21 protein-coding genes are annotated in these 18600 nt (G+C 63.8%); 14 read left to right on the forward strand and 7 right to left on the reverse strand.

Annotation, left to right across the window (positions count from 1 at the left end):
* Both CLU90_RS29810 and CLU90_RS03150 read left to right on the forward strand, forming a co-directional pair.
* Positions 1 to 609: a flavin reductase family protein gene (locus CLU90_RS29810; protein ID WP_232731367.1), complete on the forward strand. Its 609-nt coding sequence runs from the start codon at positions 1 to 3 to the stop codon at positions 607 to 609.
* Positions 593 to 1894 (forward strand): glycosyltransferase, encoded by a 1302-nt coding sequence (locus CLU90_RS03150; RefSeq protein WP_100427150.1) that lies wholly within the window; start codon positions 593 to 595, stop codon positions 1892 to 1894. The genes CLU90_RS29810 and CLU90_RS03150 overlap by 17 nt, the downstream gene beginning before the upstream one ends.
* Positions 1895 to 1903: 9 nt before the next feature.
* On the opposite strand, the gene CLU90_RS03155 is transcribed toward CLU90_RS03150, so the two are convergent.
* The 4 genes from CLU90_RS03155 to CLU90_RS03170 all read right to left on the reverse strand — a co-directional run bounded on the left by CLU90_RS03155 (position 1904) and on the right by CLU90_RS03170 (position 5213).
* Positions 1904 to 2851, reverse strand: a complete 948-nt coding sequence (locus CLU90_RS03155) for a DUF2145 domain-containing protein (RefSeq protein ID WP_442906657.1) — start codon at positions 2849 to 2851, stop codon at positions 1904 to 1906.
* A complete protein-coding gene (locus tag CLU90_RS03160) occupies positions 2848 to 3279 on the reverse strand; it encodes a hypothetical protein (protein ID WP_100427151.1) in 432 nt (143 codons plus the stop codon). The genes CLU90_RS03155 and CLU90_RS03160 overlap by 4 nt, the downstream gene beginning before the upstream one ends.
* Positions 3280 to 3371: 92 nt before the next feature.
* Positions 3372 to 4205: an HDOD domain-containing protein gene (locus CLU90_RS03165; protein ID WP_232731054.1), complete on the reverse strand. Its 834-nt coding sequence runs from the start codon at positions 4203 to 4205 to the stop codon at positions 3372 to 3374.
* Between the two features lie 114 nt (positions 4206 to 4319).
* Complete coding sequence (locus CLU90_RS03170; RefSeq protein WP_100427152.1) at positions 4320 to 5213, reverse strand: LysR family transcriptional regulator; 894 nt, start codon at positions 5211 to 5213, stop codon at positions 4320 to 4322.
* Between the two features lie 93 nt (positions 5214 to 5306).
* Here CLU90_RS03170 and CLU90_RS03175 point away from each other — a divergent pair, with 93 nt between their 5' ends.
* Genes CLU90_RS03175 through CLU90_RS03185 form a run of 3 tightly spaced genes read left to right on the forward strand, consistent with a single transcriptional unit; the run spans position 5307 to position 8059 of the window.
* Positions 5307 to 5969 carry an RraA family protein gene (locus tag CLU90_RS03175; RefSeq protein ID WP_100427153.1) on the forward strand — a complete coding sequence of 221 codons (663 nt, stop codon included), beginning with the start codon at positions 5307 to 5309 and terminating at the stop codon, positions 5967 to 5969.
* A gap of 34 nt (positions 5970 to 6003) precedes the next feature.
* Positions 6004 to 6651, forward strand: coding sequence for a 4-carboxy-4-hydroxy-2-oxoadipate aldolase/oxaloacetate decarboxylase (locus CLU90_RS03180; RefSeq protein ID WP_100427154.1), 648 nt, complete (start codon positions 6004 to 6006; stop codon positions 6649 to 6651).
* Positions 6652 to 6688: 37 nt separating this feature from the next.
* Positions 6689 to 8059 (forward strand): MFS transporter, encoded by a 1371-nt coding sequence (locus CLU90_RS03185; protein WP_100427155.1) that lies wholly within the window; start codon positions 6689 to 6691, stop codon positions 8057 to 8059.
* On the opposite strand, the gene CLU90_RS03190 is transcribed toward CLU90_RS03185, so the two are convergent.
* The 3 genes from CLU90_RS03190 to gstA form a co-directional block, all read right to left on the reverse strand.
* Entirely contained in the window at positions 8042 to 9148 is a 1107-nt protein-coding gene (locus CLU90_RS03190; RefSeq protein ID WP_100427156.1) for an acyl-CoA dehydrogenase, read from the reverse strand. The two genes, CLU90_RS03185 and CLU90_RS03190, sit on opposite strands and share 18 nt — an antisense overlap.
* 61 nt (positions 9149 to 9209) lie before the next feature.
* A complete protein-coding gene (locus tag CLU90_RS03195) occupies positions 9210 to 10766 on the reverse strand; it encodes an FAD-dependent monooxygenase (RefSeq protein ID WP_100427157.1) in 1557 nt (518 codons plus the stop codon).
* 286 nt (positions 10767 to 11052) lie between these two features.
* Positions 11053 to 11667 (reverse strand): glutathione transferase GstA, encoded by a 615-nt coding sequence (gene gstA, locus CLU90_RS03200; protein WP_100427158.1) that lies wholly within the window; start codon positions 11665 to 11667, stop codon positions 11053 to 11055.
* A gap of 214 nt (positions 11668 to 11881) precedes the next feature.
* Between gstA and CLU90_RS03205 the strand changes: the two genes are divergently transcribed.
* The 9 genes from CLU90_RS03205 (at position 11882) to CLU90_RS03245 (ending at position 18465) form a co-directional block, all read left to right on the forward strand.
* Positions 11882 to 12682: a TOTE conflict system archaeo-eukaryotic primase domain-containing protein gene (locus CLU90_RS03205; protein WP_100427159.1), complete on the forward strand. Its 801-nt coding sequence runs from the start codon at positions 11882 to 11884 to the stop codon at positions 12680 to 12682.
* A gap of 94 nt (positions 12683 to 12776) precedes the next feature.
* The gene (locus CLU90_RS03210) at positions 12777 to 13496 is read left to right on the forward strand and encodes an SIR2 family NAD-dependent protein deacylase (RefSeq protein ID WP_100427160.1); all 720 of its coding nucleotides are present in this window, start codon (positions 12777 to 12779) and stop codon (positions 13494 to 13496) included.
* 122 nt (positions 13497 to 13618) lie between these two features.
* Complete coding sequence (locus tag CLU90_RS03215) at positions 13619 to 14086, forward strand: hypothetical protein (RefSeq protein ID WP_100427161.1); 468 nt, start codon at positions 13619 to 13621, stop codon at positions 14084 to 14086.
* Positions 14087 to 14197: 111 nt separating this feature from the next.
* Positions 14198 to 14629 carry a hypothetical protein gene (locus CLU90_RS03220; RefSeq protein WP_100427162.1) on the forward strand — a complete coding sequence of 144 codons (432 nt, stop codon included), beginning with the start codon at positions 14198 to 14200 and terminating at the stop codon, positions 14627 to 14629.
* A 238-nt stretch (positions 14630 to 14867) separates the two neighbouring features.
* Positions 14868 to 15233: an IS66-like element accessory protein TnpA gene (gene tnpA, locus CLU90_RS30200; protein WP_442906730.1), complete on the forward strand. Its 366-nt coding sequence runs from the start codon at positions 14868 to 14870 to the stop codon at positions 15231 to 15233.
* Positions 15230 to 15577, forward strand: a complete 348-nt coding sequence (gene tnpB, locus CLU90_RS03230) for an IS66 family insertion sequence element accessory protein TnpB (RefSeq protein WP_100427164.1) — start codon at positions 15230 to 15232, stop codon at positions 15575 to 15577. Before tnpA ends, tnpB begins: the two co-directional genes overlap by 4 nt.
* A 29-nt stretch (positions 15578 to 15606) precedes the next feature.
* Positions 15607 to 17169 (forward strand): IS66 family transposase, encoded by a 1563-nt coding sequence (tnpC, locus tag CLU90_RS03235; RefSeq protein ID WP_100427165.1) that lies wholly within the window; start codon positions 15607 to 15609, stop codon positions 17167 to 17169.
* Positions 17170 to 17312: 143 nt separating this feature from the next.
* Entirely contained in the window at positions 17313 to 17762 is a 450-nt protein-coding gene (locus CLU90_RS03240) for a VOC family protein (protein ID WP_100427166.1), read from the forward strand.
* 292 nt (positions 17763 to 18054) lie between these two features.
* Positions 18055 to 18465 carry a GNAT family N-acetyltransferase gene (locus CLU90_RS03245; protein WP_092716228.1) on the forward strand — a complete coding sequence of 137 codons (411 nt, stop codon included), beginning with the start codon at positions 18055 to 18057 and terminating at the stop codon, positions 18463 to 18465.
* The last annotated feature ends 135 nt before the right edge of the window (positions 18466 to 18600 follow it).

The following is an 18600-nucleotide window of genomic DNA, read 5'->3' on the forward strand; positions in this document are numbered from 1 at the left end:
ATGCTGCTGCCGCTGAATGAACGGGACGATGCGCACGGCCACGTCGCCGCCGTGCCGCTGGAAAAAGCCTATCGTTTGCTCAATCACGGCCCCTCCATCCTCGTCTCGGCCCGCCATGGCGGTATCGACAACGTGATGGCCGCCGCCTGGGCCTGCGCCCTCGATTTCGCGCCGCCGAAACTGACCGTGGTGCTGGACAAGGCGACGCGCACGCGCGCGCTCGTCGAAGGCAGCGGCACGTTCGTCATCCAGGTGCCGACGGCGGCGCAGCTGCAGCTGACCCACGCCGTCGGCACGCACGGCCTCGATGCGCAGCCCGACAAACTGGCGCGCGCCGGCGTGCGGCTTTTGCACATGGACGGATACGATTTGCCGTTCGTGGCCGGCTGTTCCGCCTGGCTGGCTTGCCGTCTGATCCCCGAGCCCCACAACCAGGCCGCGTATGACCTGTTCATCGGCGAAGTGGTGGGCGCCTGGGCCGACACGCGCGTGTTCCGTGACGGGCACTGGCATTTCGAGGACGCCGATCCATCGTGGCGCAGCCTGCATTACATCGCCGACGGGCGATTCTATGCGATCGGCGAGGCGCTCGATGCTGTCCCGGGCTGACGCATCGGCGGGCCAGGCGGCCACCGCGCCGCTCGTCATTGTCGCCAGCAGCGGCACGGGCGGCGACATGCAGCCGTTTATCGCGCTGGCGCAGGGCTTGCAACAGCGGGGCCGGCGCGTGTTGCTGCTCGTGCCGGGCTGGCAGGAAGCGGCCGCGCAGGCGTCCAGGCTGCCATATCACACCTTTGGCAGCGCGGCAGAGGGCCAGGCCATGCTCGGGGACTCCGGCCTGTGGGATGAGCGCAAGGGCTGGGGCGTGATATGGAAAGGCCTCGTGCCGCATCTGGGCGCCGTGCGCGGCGTCGTGCAAGGCTTGCCGGACGGTGAAGATTGCGTGGTGCTGTGCCACCCCATCCTCGTGCCGATGGCGGCCCTGGCCAGGTCGGCGCGGCCAGACCTGCGCATCGTCGCGGCGTATCTGGCGCCATCGAATGTGTGCAGCAGCCATGACTTGCTGACGACGGGTTCCCTGCGCATTCCCGCCTGGGTGCCGCTGGCCTGGCGCCAGGCCCTGTGGCGGATGATCCACCGCACGATGATCGACCCGCTGATGCTGCCTGGCCTGAACGCCGCGCGCGCGCAGCACGGCTTGCCGCCGGAATCGCATTTTTTTGCGCACATGCTGGCCGCGCCGGATGCTTCGCTGGGGCTGTTTCCCGCCTGGTTCGCCGCCCCGCAGGCGGACTGGCCGCCGCATTTCGTGCAAACTGGTTTCGCCGGCGCCGCCACGCATGGCGCCGCGGCCCTGCCACCGGAGCTCGAACGCTTTCTGGGCGAGGGCGCGCCGCCCATCGTCTTTACGCCCGGTACCGGCCACCAGCACGCGCAGCGCTATTTCAGCATCGCGCTGGACGTCTTGCGGCGGCTGGGGCGGCGCGGCCTGTTCATGACGCCGCATGCGGCGCAAGTGCCGCAGGATTTGCCCCCTGGCGTGATGTGGCAGGCGCACGCGCCGTTCGCGGCCCTGTTGCCGCGCGTGGCGGCCGTCGTGCACCACGGCGGCATCGGCACGAGCGCGGACGCGTTCCGCGCGGGCATCCCGCAACTGGTCGTGCCGTTCGCGTACGACCAGTTCGACAATGGCTGGAGGGTCAAACGGCTCGGCGTGGGGGATGTCCTGCTGGCCAAACGCCTGTCGGCGGGGCGCATGCGGCGGCAGCTGGCGCGCCTGCTGGCCGCGCCCGAGGTCCAGCTGGCGTGCGTCGAGGTGGCCCGCCGGATGGGGCAGGGGTTGCAGCCGGCGCGCCTGTTCGAGCAAGTCGAAGCGGCGCTGGCCGCTGCTTAGGGACTGTCGTCAGGGAGTGCTGTGCGGCGTATCGTCGAGGGCGATGACCCGGTCGTTCGCGCCGGGCACGCAGCCGTCGGCGATCGCATCCCAGCCCCGGTGCACCACCACTTGCTTGCCGTCGTGGCAGATTTCCACGCGCTCGCTGGCGGGCAGGCGCTGGCGCGCGAACGCTTCCAGGCTGGCCGGCAAGCTCACTTCCAGCTGCATCGTGCCGATGGCTTCCTGCGGGTGGTCGTCCATGTGCACGAGGGGCACGAAGATCGATCCCAGCATCAGCCAGCGCGCACCCACGTCGACGGGGGCGGGCGCATAGGGCGCGGCGCGCAGCCAGTCCTGGGCGCGCGCGCGCAAGTCGCCACCCGTGGCCAGTTCGCCCCAGGCGGCGGCCAGCATTTCCGCCACCCACTGATTGCAATTCTGGTATTTAAGGCTGTAGGCATAGGCATTGGCGCTGTAGCGGCCCGCCAGCAATTGCTGCACGCGCACGGGGTCGAGCAGGGCGCGGCGCAGAGGCGGTACGGTTTCGGCGGGCAGTTTGACGAGCGAGATGTAGCCGAGCGCGGGGTTTTCCGTGCCCATGGCGAAACCGGCCGTGCCCTGGTCGAAGATGCGCGGGCGGCCTTCGTCGCAGGCGTAGTACAGCTGGCGCGCGGACCAGCCGCTGTCATTGTCGTGGCGCCAGGCCAGCGCCGCATGCGAATAGCGGATGCCGAAGCGGGCCAGGTCCAGGCCGGAGCGGCTGATCAGGGCCACGCTGCCTTCACTGGCGGCCAGTTCCTCGCGCACGACGGCGGCAAAACGCAAGAGCCGGTCCTGTTCCGTGGCCGTGAGTTCCTGCGCGCGGTCGCAAAAGCGCGAGGAGGCGAGCGAAGCGCCCGCCTGCGCGGCGCCGGCGCCGAAGATGGCGCAAACGCCCAGCAGCAGTGCCGGGCGGCGCGGGAAAAAACGAATCAAAGGCTGACGGGACGCGTGGCCAGTTCGCCGTACCAGTCGTCGGCCAGCACGAGGAAGACGGCGGCGCGCGTGTCGTTGCGCGAAAATTCGATGCCGTAGGCGCGGTTTTGCGCATACACCATGTCGCCTTGCGCCAGTTGCTGCTTGTCGAGCGCCGCTTGCGGCAAGTCGAGCACCAGCGGCGTTGCCGTGGCGTCGGCCTGCATGGTCAGACGCGTCATGCCGTCACGCCCTGGCGTGCCTGCCACGTCGATGATGCGGTAGGGACCATTGGCCACCTTGTTGTCGCGCGAGGAGCTGTTGCTCGAACCGTTGAGCGAATCGGAAATGCTGCCGCTCGACTGGGAGCCGGCGCTGGAGGCCGACGAAACGAAGCTGTCGGCGTTGGCGTTGCACGCCATGGTCAGGGCTGCGGCCAGGCCGAGCATGCGTAAGGAGGTAGTCAAGGCAGTTTTCCAGTCAACATCAATGAAAGCGGACCGGGTCCATCCCGGCCTGCGCCATCATAGCAGATCGGCCATCAGCTGAGCAGTACCTCGATCAGGCCTTTCGCTTCGGCCGATGGCTGCGTGCGCAGCGCCTGCAGCACGGGATCGTGTTCCAGGTACTCTTGCAGCGGCGTGCTGACGGTGATGCCGGCCTGCGGCAGCGGCGAAGGCACGGGCGCCAGCGCCTTGGCCAGCAGCAGGGTGTCGCGCAAGCCTTCGGGCGGCAGCATGATGGTCGAGCCGGGCAAGGCATTGACGGCATCGGCCACCGGCTGCGGCACGCCCAGCTGGCGCATCAGTGCGCGGCCGATCACTTCCAGAGTGGAGGCCATCTGCGTTTCCAGGTGGTCGTACAGCCCCGGGGTCTTGTCCGCCTGGGCCAGCAGATAAAAGCCGGCCACTTCATGCACGATGCCGGCGAACAGCGCCGTATCGGCGTCCGTCCGCGTGACCGTGCCTGCCAGACCATGCGCCAGCACCGCCACGTGCACGGTGTGCGCCCACAGCTGGGTGGCGCGGGCGCGCAAGGCTTCGTCGCGGATGCCCGCGTTCAGCTGGCGGATGACGGCCGCCGTCGCCAGCGCATACAGGTTGCGGTGGCCCAGCCGCTCGACGGCGGCGCGCACGCTGGTGATGGCGGGCGTGTGGCCGGACGCGAACATGGCCGAATTGGCCAGCGCCACGGCGCGCGCCGACAAGGTCGGTTCGCACAGCAGCAGCCGGCTGATGTCGGTCGAGTGGCAATCGGGGTTGGCCAGTTCCTTTTGCAGGAGCAGGGCCGTATTGATGCTGGTGGGAAAGGCCAGGGTTTCCGTTTCGGCGCTGGCCAAAAGTTGCGCCAGGCTGCTGAGGGTGTTGACGTGCATGGGTGGGAGAGCGAAAAGTAGCAATGCCTCATAGTATCAGGCAATACAGTCCGCATGGCGTCCGCCAGCCTTTGCCTGGAACACGGACGCAACACCTTGATCTCTGATGCGCCGTCAGCGTGCCTCGCCGTGCGCCAGGATGTCGAGGAAAGCCGACACCAGGCGGCTTTTTTCATCGGCCCGCGTGACGGCCACCACGGTGGTGCTGGTAGCGATGTCGTCCACGGGCAGGAAGACGACGTCGGTGCGGTTGTTTTCCGCGATCGAGCGGGCTACCAAGGTGGCGCCCAGGCCGGCGGCCACCAGTGACAGGGCCGTGTAGATTTCCACAGCGGAATACGCGACGGCCGGCTCGGCGCCCGCCGCCTTCAGCGCGGCGACGATCTGCTGGCCAAACGGGCTGATCGGGTCTTTCGGATACAGGATGAAAGGGATGTCCGCCAGCTCGGCCGCGCGCAGCGACGTGCGTCCCGCCAATGGATGGCGCAGGGGCAGGGCGGCCACCAGCGGGTCGTCCAGCGTGACCGCGTGGCGCAGGTCGGGCGGCGCTTCGCAGGGGCCGATGAAACGCGACAGGCCGATATCGATGCGGCCCTGGCGCAGCTGCGCCGGCTGGTATTCGGACAGGGCCTCGACCAGGTCCAGCTGCACCTGCGGATAGGCGGCGCGAAACTGGCGGATGGCCCGCGGCAGCACGGAAAACGTGGCCGAGCGGGTAAACGCGATGCCCAGCCAGCCGTGGCTGCCCGTCGCCAGGCCCTTGGCCTCGTCGTCCAGCCGCGCCGCCTGCAGCAGCAGCTCCTTGGCGCGCGGATAGAAAAACCGGCCCAGCGGCGTCGGCTCCATGGGGCGGCGCGAACGGTCGAACAGCTCGCCGCCCAGGTGGGCTTCCAGCTGCCCCAGCTGCATGCTGATGGCCGTCGGTGCCACGTGCAGGCGCTCGGCCGCGTGCGTGGCGCTGCCCGCTTCTACTACTTCACAAAAATACCGCAACTGTCTTAGGTTCATTTTTATTGATCCAAGAGTCAATAATCGATGTTTGATATTGAAAACACTTTATATGAAACTGGGCTCCACGACAACAAGATCAGGAGACGTTTCATGGAAGACAGTGTATTCACGCAGGCGCAGGGCCTGAGCAGCGCGGAAGTGTCGGACGCGCTCGACTATTTCGGCTTGCCCGGCAGCGTGCCCGGCCTCGTCCCCGTGGCCGGGCCGCGGCGCCTGTTCGGCCCCGCCTTCACCGTGCGCTTCGCCCCCGTCGACAGCCAGTCGCCCGGTACGGTGGGCGATTACCTCGACGATATTCCGACGGGTGCCATTGCCGTGCTCGACAACGCCGGCCGCAGCGATTGCACGGTATGGGGCGGCATCATGAGCCAGCTGGCGGCCCACCGGGGCGTGGCCGGCACCGTCATCGGCGGCGTGTGCCGCGACACGGCCGAAGCGGACGCCGCCGGCTACCCGCTGTTTGCGCTGGGGCGCTTCATGCGCACCGGCAAGGACCGGGTGCAGGTGGACGCCGTCGGCGCACCTGTCACCTTGGCCGGCGTGCGCGTGGCGCCAGGCGACATCGTCGTGGCCGACCAGGATGGCGTCGTCATCGTGCCGGCGGGTCGGGCGCATGCCGTGTTCGAGCGCGCCCTGGCCATGCAGGCCGTGGAATTGCGCATCGTTGCCGCCGCGCTGGATGGCATGTCCCTGCGCGACGCGCGGCGCCAGTTCGGCTACCACACCTTGCAGCGCAAGCCTGCGGCCGCCTGAGCTCCCTCTTTATTTACTTCTCAGAAAGCACACCATGGACCAGCATGTTTCCATTGCCACCTTGCACGCCCTGCGCCAGCTGGGTGCGGCCACCATCTATGAAGCACAGGGCGCGAAAGGCGCGCTCGACAGCGGCATCAAGCCGATTGCGCCCGGCATGCGCCTGGCCGGCCCCGCCCTGACCGTCGATACGCGCCCGGCCGACAACCTGATGCTGCACTACGCCATGCTCAAGGCCCGGCCCGGCGACGTGCTGGTGGTCGACGCCAAGGGTTTCCTCGAAGCGGGCGTGTGGGGCGACGTGTTTACCGAGCAGGCGCAGCGGATCGGCCTTGCCGGCCTGGTGATCCACGGCGCCGTGCGCGACGCGGCCGCCATGACCGAGGCCGGCTTTCCCGTCTTCAGCCGGGGCTTGTCGATCAAGGGCACGGGCAAGCACCAGCCGGGGCGCCTGAACGTGACCGTCACCATCGGCGACGTCGCCATCGATCCCGGCGACGTCATCGTCGGCGACCAGGACGGCGTGGTGGTGGTGAAGCGCCACGAGGTGGACGCGGTGCTGCGGAAAAGCCGCCAGCGCGAAGAAAAGGAAGCGCAATTTCGCCAGCAGATCCGAGACGGCGCCACGACCGTCGACCTGCTGGGCCTGGAAGAGACCTTGCGCCGGCTGGAACTGCGCTGACATCCGCCATCACTAGAAAAAAATCAGGAGACATCTCATGCATACCATTACCACCGCCCCGGCTGCGGCGCCGGCCGCACCGCTGGCCGCCCGCCGTCCCACGCGCTACCGCTGGGTCGTCGCGGCCCTGTTTTTCATCGTCTACACGATTGCCGCCGCCGACCGCGCCAACCTGGGCGTGGTCTTGCCATTCCTGCGCAAGGAGTTCGAAATGAGCAATACCGACGCGGGCGGGCTCGTCAGCCTGTTCCTCGTCGCCTATGCGCTGGCCCAACTGCCTTCCGCCTGGCTGCTGTCGAAGTTCGGCGTGCGCAGGGTGTTTACCATTTCCATGATCCTCACCTCGATTGCCACCGGGCTGACGGGGCTCGTGGGTTCATTGCTGTCATTAAAGCTGTGCCGCATCGGCCTGGGCCTGGCGGAAGGACCGTTGCCGATCGGCGTGACGACGACCATCAATCACTGGTTTCCCTCGCGCGAGAAGGGCACGGCTTCGGGCCTGTTCTTGTCCGCCGTCAAGTTCGGTCCCGTCATCACGCCCATCCTGGGCGCGGCCATCATCGCCGCCTGGGGCTGGCGCGAAGTGTTCATCTGGTTTTCCGTGCCCGGCGTGATCCTGGCCATCTTCTGGTATTTCCTCGTCACCAACAAGCCGGGCGAAAGCCGCTTCGTCAACGCCGAAGAACTGGCCGTCATCGAGGAAAAGGCGCCGGATGGCAGCAGCACCGGCACGGCGGCCACGTCGCGGCCCATGCCCTGGCTCGACAAGCTGATCCGCGTGCGCGAGGTGCCAGCTGTTACCACCAGCCGTGGCGTGTTTGCCTCGTGGAATATCCTTGGCTGCGCGCTCGGCTATTGCTGCCAGCTGGGCATTTCCAGCGTGCTGCTGGCCTGGATCCCCACGTATTTGCTGACCGTCAAACAATTTTCCATCATGAACATGGGCATGGTGGCGGCCGCGCCGTGGGTGGGCGCCGTCTTCGGCAATATCCTCGGTGGCTTGCTGGCCGACCGCGTGCTCGACAAGCGCAGGAAGCCCGGCATGCTCATTTCCGCCCTGTCGACGGCCGTCATGATGTATTTGCTGATCCATGCGCCGGCCGACCCGCTGCAATACGGTGCGCTGTTATTCCTCACGGGCGTGCTGCTGAGCATAGGTTTTTCCGCCTACATGGTGTATCCGATGCAATTCGTCTCGAAGGAAAAATTCCCCGTGGCGAACGCCGTCGTCAACATGGGCGGCCAATTGGGCGGCGCGGCCACGCCGTGGATCGTCGGCATGCTGTTGGATCATTACGGCTGGGATTATGTGTTCGGCTTCATGGCAGCCATTTCCTGCCTGACTTTCCTCGTGGTGTTGACGATCGCCGAACCGCTGAAGCTGCGGCCGTCAGGGCAGCAGCAATGAATGCTGGCTGGCCGTATGAAAGTCGCGCCAGACGCGGTTGATGGTGCTGTCTTCGCGGGCCGCGTACAGGCCGCAGTACGGGTACAGGCCATCGACTGCCGTGCGGCAGGCGGCGACCAGGTCCAGTGAACTCGTCTGTACGGCCTGCATGCCGTCCGCGTCGAGCGCCGCGCCGCCCGCTACCTGGGCCCAGCTGTCGTCCAGCACGGCATAGAAGCGGGCGCGGGCGGCCGTGCAGGCATCTTTTTTCCCTTGCAGCATGGCGGCTACTTCCGGCACGTCCAGCAACGGCAAGCCGGCGCGCGCGTGGCGGCGGTGGCGCATGCACTCCTCGGCCAATTGCATGAAATGCGCGGCCATGCCGGCCACGTTGGCGGCCAGGGTCACGTAGGCGAGCGAGTAGAACGGGTAGCGGTACAGGGGGCCATCGGCCGTCGCGGTGTCGGCGCTGATCGTGAAGCCATGTTCTTTGCCGAGCCACTGGCCATCGATGCGGTAACTGTGCGAGGCGCTGGCGCGCATGCCGATGCTGTTCCACGAGGGTACCAGCTGCACCAGCGCGGCGGGGACGAGAAAGGCGCGGATGCGCGGCTTGCCGTCCGCATCGAGCAGGGGCTGGCCATCGCGCCGCAGCAGGGCGTTCAGGGTAAAGTGCGTGGCCATCGGCGCGCCGCTGGCGTAGTCCCAGCTGCCCGTGATGCGGTAGCCGTCGCCTTCTTCGTCCGCGTAACCAGTCGCCGCGCCGCTGCCGCCCAGGCAGACGCGGGGCGTGCCGATGATGGCCCGCGCCATGTCCGGCGCCAGAAAGCCCGCGAACCAGCCCGCGCCCGCGCACAGGGTCAGCACCCAGCCCATGCTGCCATCGACGGCGGCCACCGCTTCTTCCAGACGCACCACTTGCGGCAGGGGCAGCTCGGCGCCACCCGCGCCGCGCGGCGCCAGCATCGTCAGCCAGCCGCGCCGGTGCAGCAAGGCTTGCTGCACCGGATGCAAAAAGCGGGCCGCATCGGCCGCCTGGGCGTGGCGGGCGATGCGGCGCGCGTCGCGTTCGGTAAGGGTAGCAAGGGTAGCAATGGCAGCGTGCGGCATGGGCAAAGTCCGGCTATGGCAAAGGCGGGCATTTTCGCACAGCGCGGCGGCGCCGTTGCCGTCAGCCGTGCGGCAAGGCGATTTTTTCCATCACGGCGCGCAGCAGCATGGCGTCCGGTACTGCCGCCGGGGCCGAGCGCCAGGCGATGATGCCGTCCGGCCGGACGATCACGGCGCCGTCATCGCCTGTGCCGAAAGTGTCGCCGAACGCCTGGTCGGCGGGGAAAATCACGTCGGCGCCGGCCAGCAAGGTCTTCAACGACAGGTGCGCGGCGGCGGCGGACCAGCGGGGATCGGCTGTCAGCAGCACGAAATCCTCGGTCAACAGGTCGATGCTGGAGACGCTGTTGCCGCGATGCCGTACCCATACGTGGCGCGCGCGCGTGCCTGGCTGGCCGTTCCAGTCGCGCGGGTGGGCGGCCGGCGGCAGTACCGCGTCCGCGCCGAGGATGGCGCTGGAGCGTGTCAGCTGGCCCAGTTCCATCGCAAGGTTGCCATACAGTGGCGCGTCCTGGTAGCCGTCGCCGACCCATTTCGCGTAGTCCGGCCGGGCGAAGGTTTGCTGGTGCCGCAGCCAGGCGATGGGCCGGCGCTCATCCGTATAGGTGTCGAGCAGGGCAGGGCGCGATTGTTGCCGCACCACCCTTTGCAGCTTCCATGCCAGGTTGTAGACGTCGTCGATGCCCGTGTTGGCGCCGTAGCCGCCGCGCGTGGGCGGCAATTGATGGGCAGAATCGCCGGCCAGGAAAATGCGCCCCTCGCTGAACCTGTCCGCGATCAGGCCGGCCAGCTCCCAGCGCCCCGTCGTGATCAGCTCGAACGCCATGTCCTTGCCCAGGGCCTGGCGGACCAGCGCCCGCAATTGCGCGTCGGTGCTCTCGCTTTGTTCTTCAAACATGAGGAACCAGCGTCCATCGGAATACGTGCCCAGGAAACCCTTGAAGCCTGGCTGGTCAATGTCGAACTGGCGGATGCCCCGTTCCAGAAAGGCGTCCGCCTCCGCGCAGCGGAACAGCACGCTGCGCAGCACGCGCAGGGGACCGGCGCCCTGGCGCGCGATGCCCAGCTGTTCGCGGATGGGGCTGGCCGCGCCATCGGCGGCGATCAGGTAATCGGCCGTGACGGCATAGCATGCGCCCGTGTCGCGCTGGCGCAGCTGGGCCGTGACGCGCTGCGCATCCTGCTGCACGGACAGCAGTTCCACGCCTGTGCGCAGGTCCGCGCCCCGTGCGCGGGCGGCCTCGCGCAGTATCGGTTCCAGCAAATCCTGCGCGATGGCGGCGCCGGCCATGGGCGAGGCCTTGCCGTCGCGCTCTTCCGGCTGGCCTGGCGTCCATGGCAATTCCTCGTAGTGCTGGCCCGCCAGGCTTTCCACGCGGGCGCGGCGCACGGTGGCGCCGGGCGGTACCTGGGGAATGCGCTCGGCGATGCCGGCGGCGCGGAAAAATTCCAGCGTGTGTTCCGTAAAGCCCGTGGCGCGGGGATGGGCGGCGCTGCCGTGGTGTTTTTCAACGAGGATATGCGGCACGCCCCGCCATGCAAGGAAGAGCGAGGCTGAAAGCCCGACGAGACTGCCGCCGATGATGAGTACAGGGGTGTGGATTGAAGCTGGTTTCATGATGTCGTCCTGGAGGTTGTGCAGAGCACACTCGGTCAAGGACGTGGTGATTTTTCGCGGCAGGCGGAACGCCGTTCAGGCAGCAGGGTGACGGAACGCACGCCGACGAAAAAACGGCGCACGTCCGCTTTTCGTCGTGGTCCGCGGCCCCCAGGGCTGGAATATGACCGTCCGCAGGCGGACGGCTGACCGGGGCTCACCACGCCGGTCCACCTTTTTCGACGCCACGATCTTAGCACGGGACTGTCGCGCGCCGCCAGCCCGGGGAAACCCCATGCAGCGGCGTTCAGGCGGCCTGGGCAAGTCCTTCCGCTTCCAGCGCCGCCTTGACGCTGTCGCGCTCGGTCATGCGGCCCAGGAATGCCTGCACATTGGCCAGCTGCGACAGGTCCACGCCCAGCTGCGGCGCCCAGCCAGTCACGGCGAACAGGTAGGGATCGGCCACGGTCATCGTGTCGCCGGTCAGGTAGGCCCGGCCTTCCAGGCGGCTGTCGATCCACGCATATTTCTTGCCCAGTTGCTCGATGAAGATGGCCTTGGTGGCGGCGTCGATGCGGGAATCGAACAGGGGACTGAACGACTTGTGCAGCTCGGACGTGATGTAATTCTGCCATTCCAGCACCTTGTAGCGGGCCAGGCTGCCCACGGGCGGCAATAAATCCTGCCTGCCCGCCAGTTCCGCGATGTACTGGGCGATGACCGGGCCTTCGCTCAAGGTCGTGCCATCGTCGAGCGCCAGCAGCGGGACCTGGCCTTTGGGGTTGAGTTCATAGTAACTGCCGCCTTCCGGCGTCCGGTGCTGGCCCAGGTCGACCTTGACGAGGGTGAACGGCGTGCCCGTTTCGCGCAGGATGATGTGCGGCGCCAGCGAGCAGGCGCCCGGCGAGTAAAAGAGTTTCATGGCGATCCTATCCTTGAACAGGTGGGGAAGATGCCACTATAGACCTGTGCCGCCGCGCGATCAACGCGCGCACGCGCAATCGGCTATTGGCGTGCGGTGGGCGATTGCGCTGGCTCAAGCGAGGCAACGGCGTCCGCGCCGAGACCCGGGGGCAGGGGAGGCTATAATCCGGGCATGTTGACAAGTCTTGCTCAACGTCATTACGAGGCCGCCCATGCACAAACTGATTTCCGAACTCACCCGTTTGTATCTGTTCGATGAACAGCAGCAATACGTCGATGCGGACGGCGGCGCGCAGCTGCTGACGCCGGCCGTGCTGGCGCGCCATCTGTCGGGCGAACAGACGGTGGCGGTGCAACTGGTGACCGGGAGCGGCCTGACGCGCGCGCTGGTACTGGAGTTCGGTGGCAAGGGCGGCGGCGAAGCGCACTGGAGCGCGCTGTGCACGATCGCCAATGCCGTACAGCACGAGCTGGACTTGCCGGCGCCCGCCGTCAGCATTTCGGGCACGGCGTTCCAGTTGTGGCTGTCCCTGGCCACGCCCGTGCCCGTCACCCAGGCGCGCCAGTTCGTGCAACTGCTGCGCTCCACCTTTTTACCCGTTTCGACGGACATCCTCGCCGCCGCGCCGCCAGACTACGTGGAACAGGCGGCGCTGCCGCCCGCGTTGCAGCCGTCGGGCAAATGGGCCGCCTTCATCCACCCCAGCATGGGCGCCGCTTTCGTCGACGAGCCTGGCCTGGACATGCCGCCGCCGCCGACGGCACAGCTGGGCTTCCTGGAAGGCTTGCGCAGCATCAATCCGGGACAATTCGCGCAGGCGCTGGCCAAGTTGCAGGGACATGCGGGGCTGGCAAATGCCGTGCCGGCTCCCGTCGCCGCTCCATTGCCAACGGTGGTGACCCAGTCACCGACGCAGCCGGGCTTGCTGCTGCAGGACGCCAGCCTGGAAGACATCGTGCGCTGGCTGCATGCGCGTAATATCGAGCCGACGTTCCGGCACCGGTTGCCGTAGCGGGGCGCTTGCAGCTGTCGGCCAGTAGCGGACGACAGATACGCTCCACAAACAATACAGCCCTTTATTCTTTAATACACTCCGTATAGTCGATATGAAGCCAGAAGTTCAGCCCAACAAGATCGTTGTTCTCTCAGGTTCGGGCATCAGCGCGGAAAGCGGTTTGCCAACCTTCCGCGATTCAAATGGCCTTTGGAAAACGTATTCGTGGGAAGAGGTAGCTAGTCCTGATGGCTGGAATTGTCGCCCTGAAGCTGTCTTGGAGTTTTATAACGAACGTAGACTTAAAGCATCGCAAGCATCTCCGAATGTGGGCCATCAAGCAATCGCTTCTCTTGAGGCGGCCTACGATGTGGTCGTAATTACCCAGAATGTGGACGAGTTGCATGAGCGCGCAGGGTCACGAAGAGTGATTCATCTGCATGGAGAACTTGTTTATGCACGTGGAACTTCGGAAGCACGCAACCGCTACCGAATTGACGCTGCACCCATTTTAATGGGGCAGGTTTGTGAAGATGGAACACAACTTCGGCCAGACATTGTTTGGTTCGGTGAAACTGTACAGTTTCTCGAAGAGGCACGCTACCATATCGCCACCGCGTCCCGAGTCCTTGTGGTCGGCACATCGTTATCTGTTTTCCCAGCTGCTTCTTTAGTCAAGGCTGCACGCGGCAGGGCCATGAAAGTGCTGGTTTCTCTCGCTATTGAAAAGCTACCGTATGGTTTCACATTCTTGCGAGGCAAGGCCTCTGAGATTCTTCCTACTTTGGCAGAAAAGTGGCTCAATGAGGCGCGTAAAAATACTGTGTGGTAACGACGCAGTATAAACGTCAGTTGAGCTCTGGTTTGGAAAGATCGCTTTGGCCACGGAATCTGTGCATGATGGCAACTGGCCAAAAGGGAACGTCCTTGAAATTTGCCAATTGACGAGAGCACATGATAGTCACTACCCATCTACACATGACCCATATTATTTCCTACGAAAGCATCAATAAAATAGCGTTCGGAGTCCAGGAGTCCTGCGTCATCGCCGTATTCGGCACTCCCGAAAGGCGAACCCATAATCGGGCAGGAGACCAGGAGTTACACTATCCGGGCATCATCTTGCGGCATGAAGCCCCGTCCGGCGCCCTTCGTGAAGTTACGTTACTGCCCGGATGCAATGGAACGATCAATGGCATTGCAATTCTATGGACGACTGAATTTCTTGACTGGTTAGCGGTAGAAGATACCGAACTTCAAGAATGCGTCGGTTTTGTTGTGTCGCTCAAGCTTGGGATCATGGTCTCCGGTTTCCATGATGACGATGAGTCCCAAAAAGCAATCCACGTTTTTCGCAAGGGTGACATGGATGTACTCGCCGATAAGATGCGCTCCTTTTTTTGGAAAGGTACGAAACTTTAACTCTACTTTACGCTCGTTAAGCGAGCGGCTCTTCGGGGCGGAAGTTGCCAATGGCAGCAAGCGGCCACAGGAAGACACCTAGAACCTCACTTCAACCGCATCAGATTTGTAATGACCTCAACGTTCGTATTCTCACCGGATTCATTTTGGTTACGTATTCCGGCACAAGTAGAAACTATTTCGATAAAGCCGTTTGTCACGCCCTTCGGAGAGACTGACGAATTGCTTTGCTATGTGGGCGAGACTTTGCTTGGCAAAATTATGGAGTGTGGCGACGCTGAGGGAAAAGTGATTGCTCTACTGCCTACACTTGACCGTAAGCGTGCATATCTCTGGCCAAGCGCGGATATGTTTTTGCAAGCGTTGTTGCACGTTCTGCGCTACGAATCCAACGCGGTCTTGTCTTGTGAGCGTGATACCGATCAAGACAAGGTTTTGCCGCTGACCGAGTATCATGACGTCACCACTGTGCTGACTCAGGTGGTTAAATTTAGCAAAGATGGGACGGGAACGTGTCCAACATTTCTGTATCAGAAACTGTGATGCCGGTTCCGGCCAGAAGCAGTCATTCACCATGCGAAAAAATTGAAGCGATTAGACGAGTTAGTCAGCTGAGCGTGGATGACGGTTGAGGTTTCTTTCTTGAAGACGCCTCCCGCGCAGATTAAATGTAAGCGTCTTCCCAGCGCCGTCTGGACTGCGTGACCAACGTCATCCATGATCGAATTTCGGCACAATTTTGTGCCCACAATTTTCGATTATGGACACAAATTTTCAACCGATCATTTCCACGAATTCACGCGGCCATTACCGCCAGCACCCTTTGGAGTTCAAGCGAGCCCTGGTGGCGCTGTCGCTGGAGCCTGGCGCTTCGGTCGCGCGCATCGCGCGTGAGCACGGCGTCAATGCCAACCAAGTCTTCAGCTGGCGCCGGCTGTATCAACAAGGACGCCTTGGCGTACCTGCATTGTTGCGAGAAGATGGCCTTTTGCCGGTGGTGCTGGCGCCAACGGCGCCTGCGCCGAGCAACACCAGCTCCCATGCCAACGGCACTATCGTGCTTGAAATGGGCGAGGTCCGCGTGCGGATTGAAGGCGAGCCCAATGCGGCCACGCTGGCGCAAGTGTTGGATCGGGTGCTACGATGATCGGTCTGCCTGCTGGCACCAAGGTATGGCTGGCTGCCGGCACTACGGACATGCGCTCCGGCTTTAATGGCCTTGCTGCAAAAGTGCAGTCGGCGCTGGAGGAAGATCCGTTCAGTGGTCATGTGTTTGTGTTCCGTGGCCGGCGCGGCGACCTCATCAAATTACTTTGGTGGACTGGTGATGGCCTGTGCCTGTTGGCCAAGCGCCTTGAGCGTGGTCGCTTCATCTGGCCGCAGGCGACTAGTGGCTCGGTAGCGCTGTCGCAGGCGCAGTTGTCGATGCTACTGGAGGGTATCGATTGGCGGCGGCCAGAACGCACTTGGAAGCCAACGTCGGCCTTGTAAACGTAAGGCACCTCGCGTAAACTTGGCGCATGCTCAGCCCAGCCGACCTCCCCAACGATATCGATGCCTTGAAGGCGTTGCTGTTGGCCAGTGAGCGCATGCTGCAAGAGCGCGATGCGCAGTTGGCGGGACTGGCGGAACAACTCAACACACGCGCCGTCGAGATCGAACACCTCAAGCTGCAGATTGCCAAATTGCGGCGCATGCAGTTCGGCCGCAAGTCGGAAAAGCTGGACCACCAGATCGAGCAGCTGGAGCTACAACTGGAAGACCTGCAGGCCGACGAGGCCGAGGCTGCGCGTGAGATGCCGGCCGCCGATCAGGCGCCGCGCAAGAAGTCAGTGCGTCAGCCTTTGCCCGAACACTTGCCACGTGACGAGAAAGTGTATGCGCCCACAGCCGCAGACTGCCCGGCCTGTGGTGGCGGCCTGCGGCCGCTGGGCGAGGACGTCGCTGAGCAACTGGAATTCGTACCGGCCAGCTTCCGTGTGATCCGCCATGTGCGTCCCAAGCTGGCATGCGCCTGCTGCGATGCCATCGTCCAGTCGCCAGCACCAAGCCGGCCCATTGAGCGCGGTATCGCCGGTCCTGGCTTGCTCGCGCACATTCTGGTGGCGAAGTTCGCCGATCATCTGCCGCTGTACCGGCAGTCCGTGATCTATGCTCGCGAAGGCGTTGATCTTGATCGCGCCTTGCTGGCCAGCTGGGTCGGTGCAGCCAGCGCGTTGCTGCGTCCGTTGGTTGACGCCATTCGACGCCATGTGCTGGCGGCATCGAAACTGCATGCTGATGACACCCCGATTCCGGTGCTGGCACCGGGTAATGGCAAGACCAAAACCGCGCGCCTGTGGACCTATGTGCGTGATGACCGGCCAGCTGGCGACACGACGCCAGCAGCCGTCTGGTTTGCCTACACGCCCGACCGTAAAGGCATCCATCCACAAACGCACCTGGCCAAGTTTGAAGGCGTACTGCAAGCCGATGCCTATGCCGGCTTCAACGCCTTGTTCGACGACGGCACGGTCCGCGAAGCGGCCTGCTGGGCGCACGCCCGTCGTAAGTTCTACGATCTGCATGCGGCGCGACCGACCGCGCTGACTACCGAAGCGCTACGCCGCATTGCCGAACTGTACGTGATCGAAGCGGAGATCCGAGGCCAGCCACCAGAGGAACGAAGGCAGGTTCGGCAAGCACGTGCGCGATCTTTGCTCGATGAGCTGGAACGCTGGCTGCGCACCACACTCGACACGTTGTCACGCAAATCCGACACTGCCGCTGCAATCCTGTACGCGCTCAAGCTGTGGCCGGCGCTGCTGCGTTACTGCGACGATGGCGCCATCGAGATTGATAACTCGGCGGCCGAACGCGCCTTGCGTGGCGTCGCCATTGGGCGTCGCAACTACCTGTTTGCTGGTGCCGACAGCGGCGGCGAACGCGCTGCCGCAATCTACTCGCTGATCGGCACGGCCAAGCTGAACGGTGTCGACCCCGAAGCCTGGTTGCGTCACGTGCTGACGCATATCGCCGATCATCCCGTCAACCGGGTTGATGATTTCTTGCCTTGGAACTGCAACCTACCGGCAGCCCTTTGAGATGACGCCGCTTCCCAGCGGTGTGATGCCATCATCGATTAAATTGCTGCGCCATTCAATACGTCGCTGACCAGACGCTTACGATTAAATTCGTCAAGGCGTCAATTTGACGTCCAGTTTACGTTAGACAGCCAGGAGGCAACATGACAGTCAAGCGCATGGACAACGTCGGCATCGTGGTAGCAGACATCGATGCCGCCATTGCGTTCTTTACCGAACTTGGTCTCGTACTCGAAGGGCGCGCCCCCATTGAAGGAGACTGGGCAGATGGCGTCACCGGCCTGCACGGCATGCGCGTCGAGATTGCCATGATGCGTACGCCGGACGGTCACAGCCGTCTCGAATTATCGCGCTTCCTGGCGCCGCCCGTGGTCGCCGATCACCGCAACGCCCCGGTGAACGCTCTCGGTTACCTGCGTGTCATGTTTACCGTCGAGGATATCGACGATACGCTCGTCCGGCTCGTCAAGCGCGGCGCGCAACTGGTCGGCGAAGTAGTCCAGTACGAAAACATGTATCGGCTCTGCTATATCCGTGGCCCCGAGGGAATCCTCATCGGGCTAGCCGAACAGCTCGTGCAGAAGACGTCCTGAGGGAATCCCACGGGATCGGCGTCCAGCCCGTTAGCGAAGCAGGCCTGCGCGAAAGCCGCGCAGGTACGATGAATTCATGCGTTGTAGGCGTCTGTTTTCCGGCGCAATCTGGTAACGCTGGCAAGCGGCCAGAAGCGGACATTCACGTTGACGTGACAATAGGTGACTTTTCTCGCGTGGCTTTTCGTTATGCTCTCGGGGCGCTGGCGACTACTTTCAGTCAGTCGAGCGGAGGCCAAATTCACTGACGCCGTGGCAATCTCCAGGGGAACCGTATTATGCAATCGAGTCTATGAGTATTAACTACACATCCGATCAGCCATGCGCCGAGGCGTTTAAGGCACTGTACGACACGACTGGCTGGGGGCCAATTTCACGTAAGACCGCGTTCTATCAAGATTCACTTGACGGCTCTTGGCGTTCGCGATCAGCCTATTTTGGCGGCCAACTTGTTGGTTTTGTGCGTGTCATTTCGGATGGTTGCTTGCACGCGTTTGTGACCGAGATGATTGTTCACCCCGAATTTCAGCATCGAGGAATCGGAGCAGCTTTGCTCAGTTCAATTCTTGACGATTGCCGCGACGCCGGCATTTCAGATGTTCAGCTTTTCAGCGCCAAAGGCAAGTCGATATTCTACGAAAAACTTGGATTTTCCTCACGACCTGAAGATTCGCCCGGCATGCAATTCAATGCCTTCGCCTGACTAGTCATTCAAGCGAACGCAGAACGTCGGTTGCGGAGCAAATCGTATGTCTCTTGTGGGCGGAACCTGCCAGCGACGGCAACCGGCCAGAAACTCCCGTTCACCAATGTAAGAATTGAAGCATCGCTTCTTTGA

The organism is Janthinobacterium sp. 67 (assembly GCF_002797895.1).
In the GTDB taxonomy this organism is placed as follows: domain Bacteria; phylum Pseudomonadota; class Gammaproteobacteria; order Burkholderiales; family Burkholderiaceae_D; genus Janthinobacterium.

What these genes read in the sequence shown, in the direction of transcription:
- CLU90_RS03190 (WP_100427156.1), bottom strand. Translation starts at nt 9,148, where the DNA reads ATGCCGCACGCTGCCATTGCTACCCTTGCTACCCTTACCGAACGCGAC.
- CLU90_RS03210 (WP_100427160.1), top strand. Translation starts at nt 12,777, where the DNA reads ATGAAGCCAGAAGTTCAGCCCAACAAGATCGTTGTTCTCTCAGGTTCG.
- CLU90_RS03215 (WP_100427161.1), top strand. Translation starts at nt 13,619, where the DNA reads ATGATAGTCACTACCCATCTACACATGACCCATATTATTTCCTACGAA.
- CLU90_RS03220 (WP_100427162.1), top strand. Translation starts at nt 14,198, where the DNA reads ATGACCTCAACGTTCGTATTCTCACCGGATTCATTTTGGTTACGTATT.
- CLU90_RS03170 (WP_100427152.1), bottom strand. Translation starts at nt 5,213, where the DNA reads ATGAACCTAAGACAGTTGCGGTATTTTTGTGAAGTAGTAGAAGCGGGC.
- CLU90_RS03240 (WP_100427166.1), top strand. Translation starts at nt 17,313, where the DNA reads ATGACAGTCAAGCGCATGGACAACGTCGGCATCGTGGTAGCAGACATC.
- CLU90_RS03245 (WP_092716228.1), top strand. Translation starts at nt 18,055, where the DNA reads ATGAGTATTAACTACACATCCGATCAGCCATGCGCCGAGGCGTTTAAG.
- CLU90_RS03205 (WP_100427159.1), top strand. Translation starts at nt 11,882, where the DNA reads ATGCACAAACTGATTTCCGAACTCACCCGTTTGTATCTGTTCGATGAA.
- CLU90_RS03185 (WP_100427155.1), top strand. Translation starts at nt 6,689, where the DNA reads ATGCATACCATTACCACCGCCCCGGCTGCGGCGCCGGCCGCACCGCTG.
- CLU90_RS03195 (WP_100427157.1), bottom strand. Translation starts at nt 10,766, where the DNA reads ATGAAACCAGCTTCAATCCACACCCCTGTACTCATCATCGGCGGCAGT.
- CLU90_RS03150 (WP_100427150.1), top strand. Translation starts at nt 593, where the DNA reads ATGCTGTCCCGGGCTGACGCATCGGCGGGCCAGGCGGCCACCGCGCCG.
- gstA (WP_100427158.1), bottom strand. Translation starts at nt 11,667, where the DNA reads ATGAAACTCTTTTACTCGCCGGGCGCCTGCTCGCTGGCGCCGCACATC.
- tnpB (WP_100427164.1), top strand. Translation starts at nt 15,230, where the DNA reads ATGATCGGTCTGCCTGCTGGCACCAAGGTATGGCTGGCTGCCGGCACT.
- tnpC (WP_100427165.1), top strand. Translation starts at nt 15,607, where the DNA reads ATGCTCAGCCCAGCCGACCTCCCCAACGATATCGATGCCTTGAAGGCG.
- CLU90_RS03160 (WP_100427151.1), bottom strand. Translation starts at nt 3,279, where the DNA reads ATGCTCGGCCTGGCCGCAGCCCTGACCATGGCGTGCAACGCCAACGCC.
- CLU90_RS03180 (WP_100427154.1), top strand. Translation starts at nt 6,004, where the DNA reads ATGGACCAGCATGTTTCCATTGCCACCTTGCACGCCCTGCGCCAGCTG.
- CLU90_RS29810 (WP_232731367.1), top strand. Translation starts at nt 1, where the DNA reads ATGCTGCTGCCGCTGAATGAACGGGACGATGCGCACGGCCACGTCGCC.
- CLU90_RS03165 (WP_232731054.1), bottom strand. Translation starts at nt 4,205, where the DNA reads ATGCACGTCAACACCCTCAGCAGCCTGGCGCAACTTTTGGCCAGCGCC.
- CLU90_RS03175 (WP_100427153.1), top strand. Translation starts at nt 5,307, where the DNA reads ATGGAAGACAGTGTATTCACGCAGGCGCAGGGCCTGAGCAGCGCGGAA.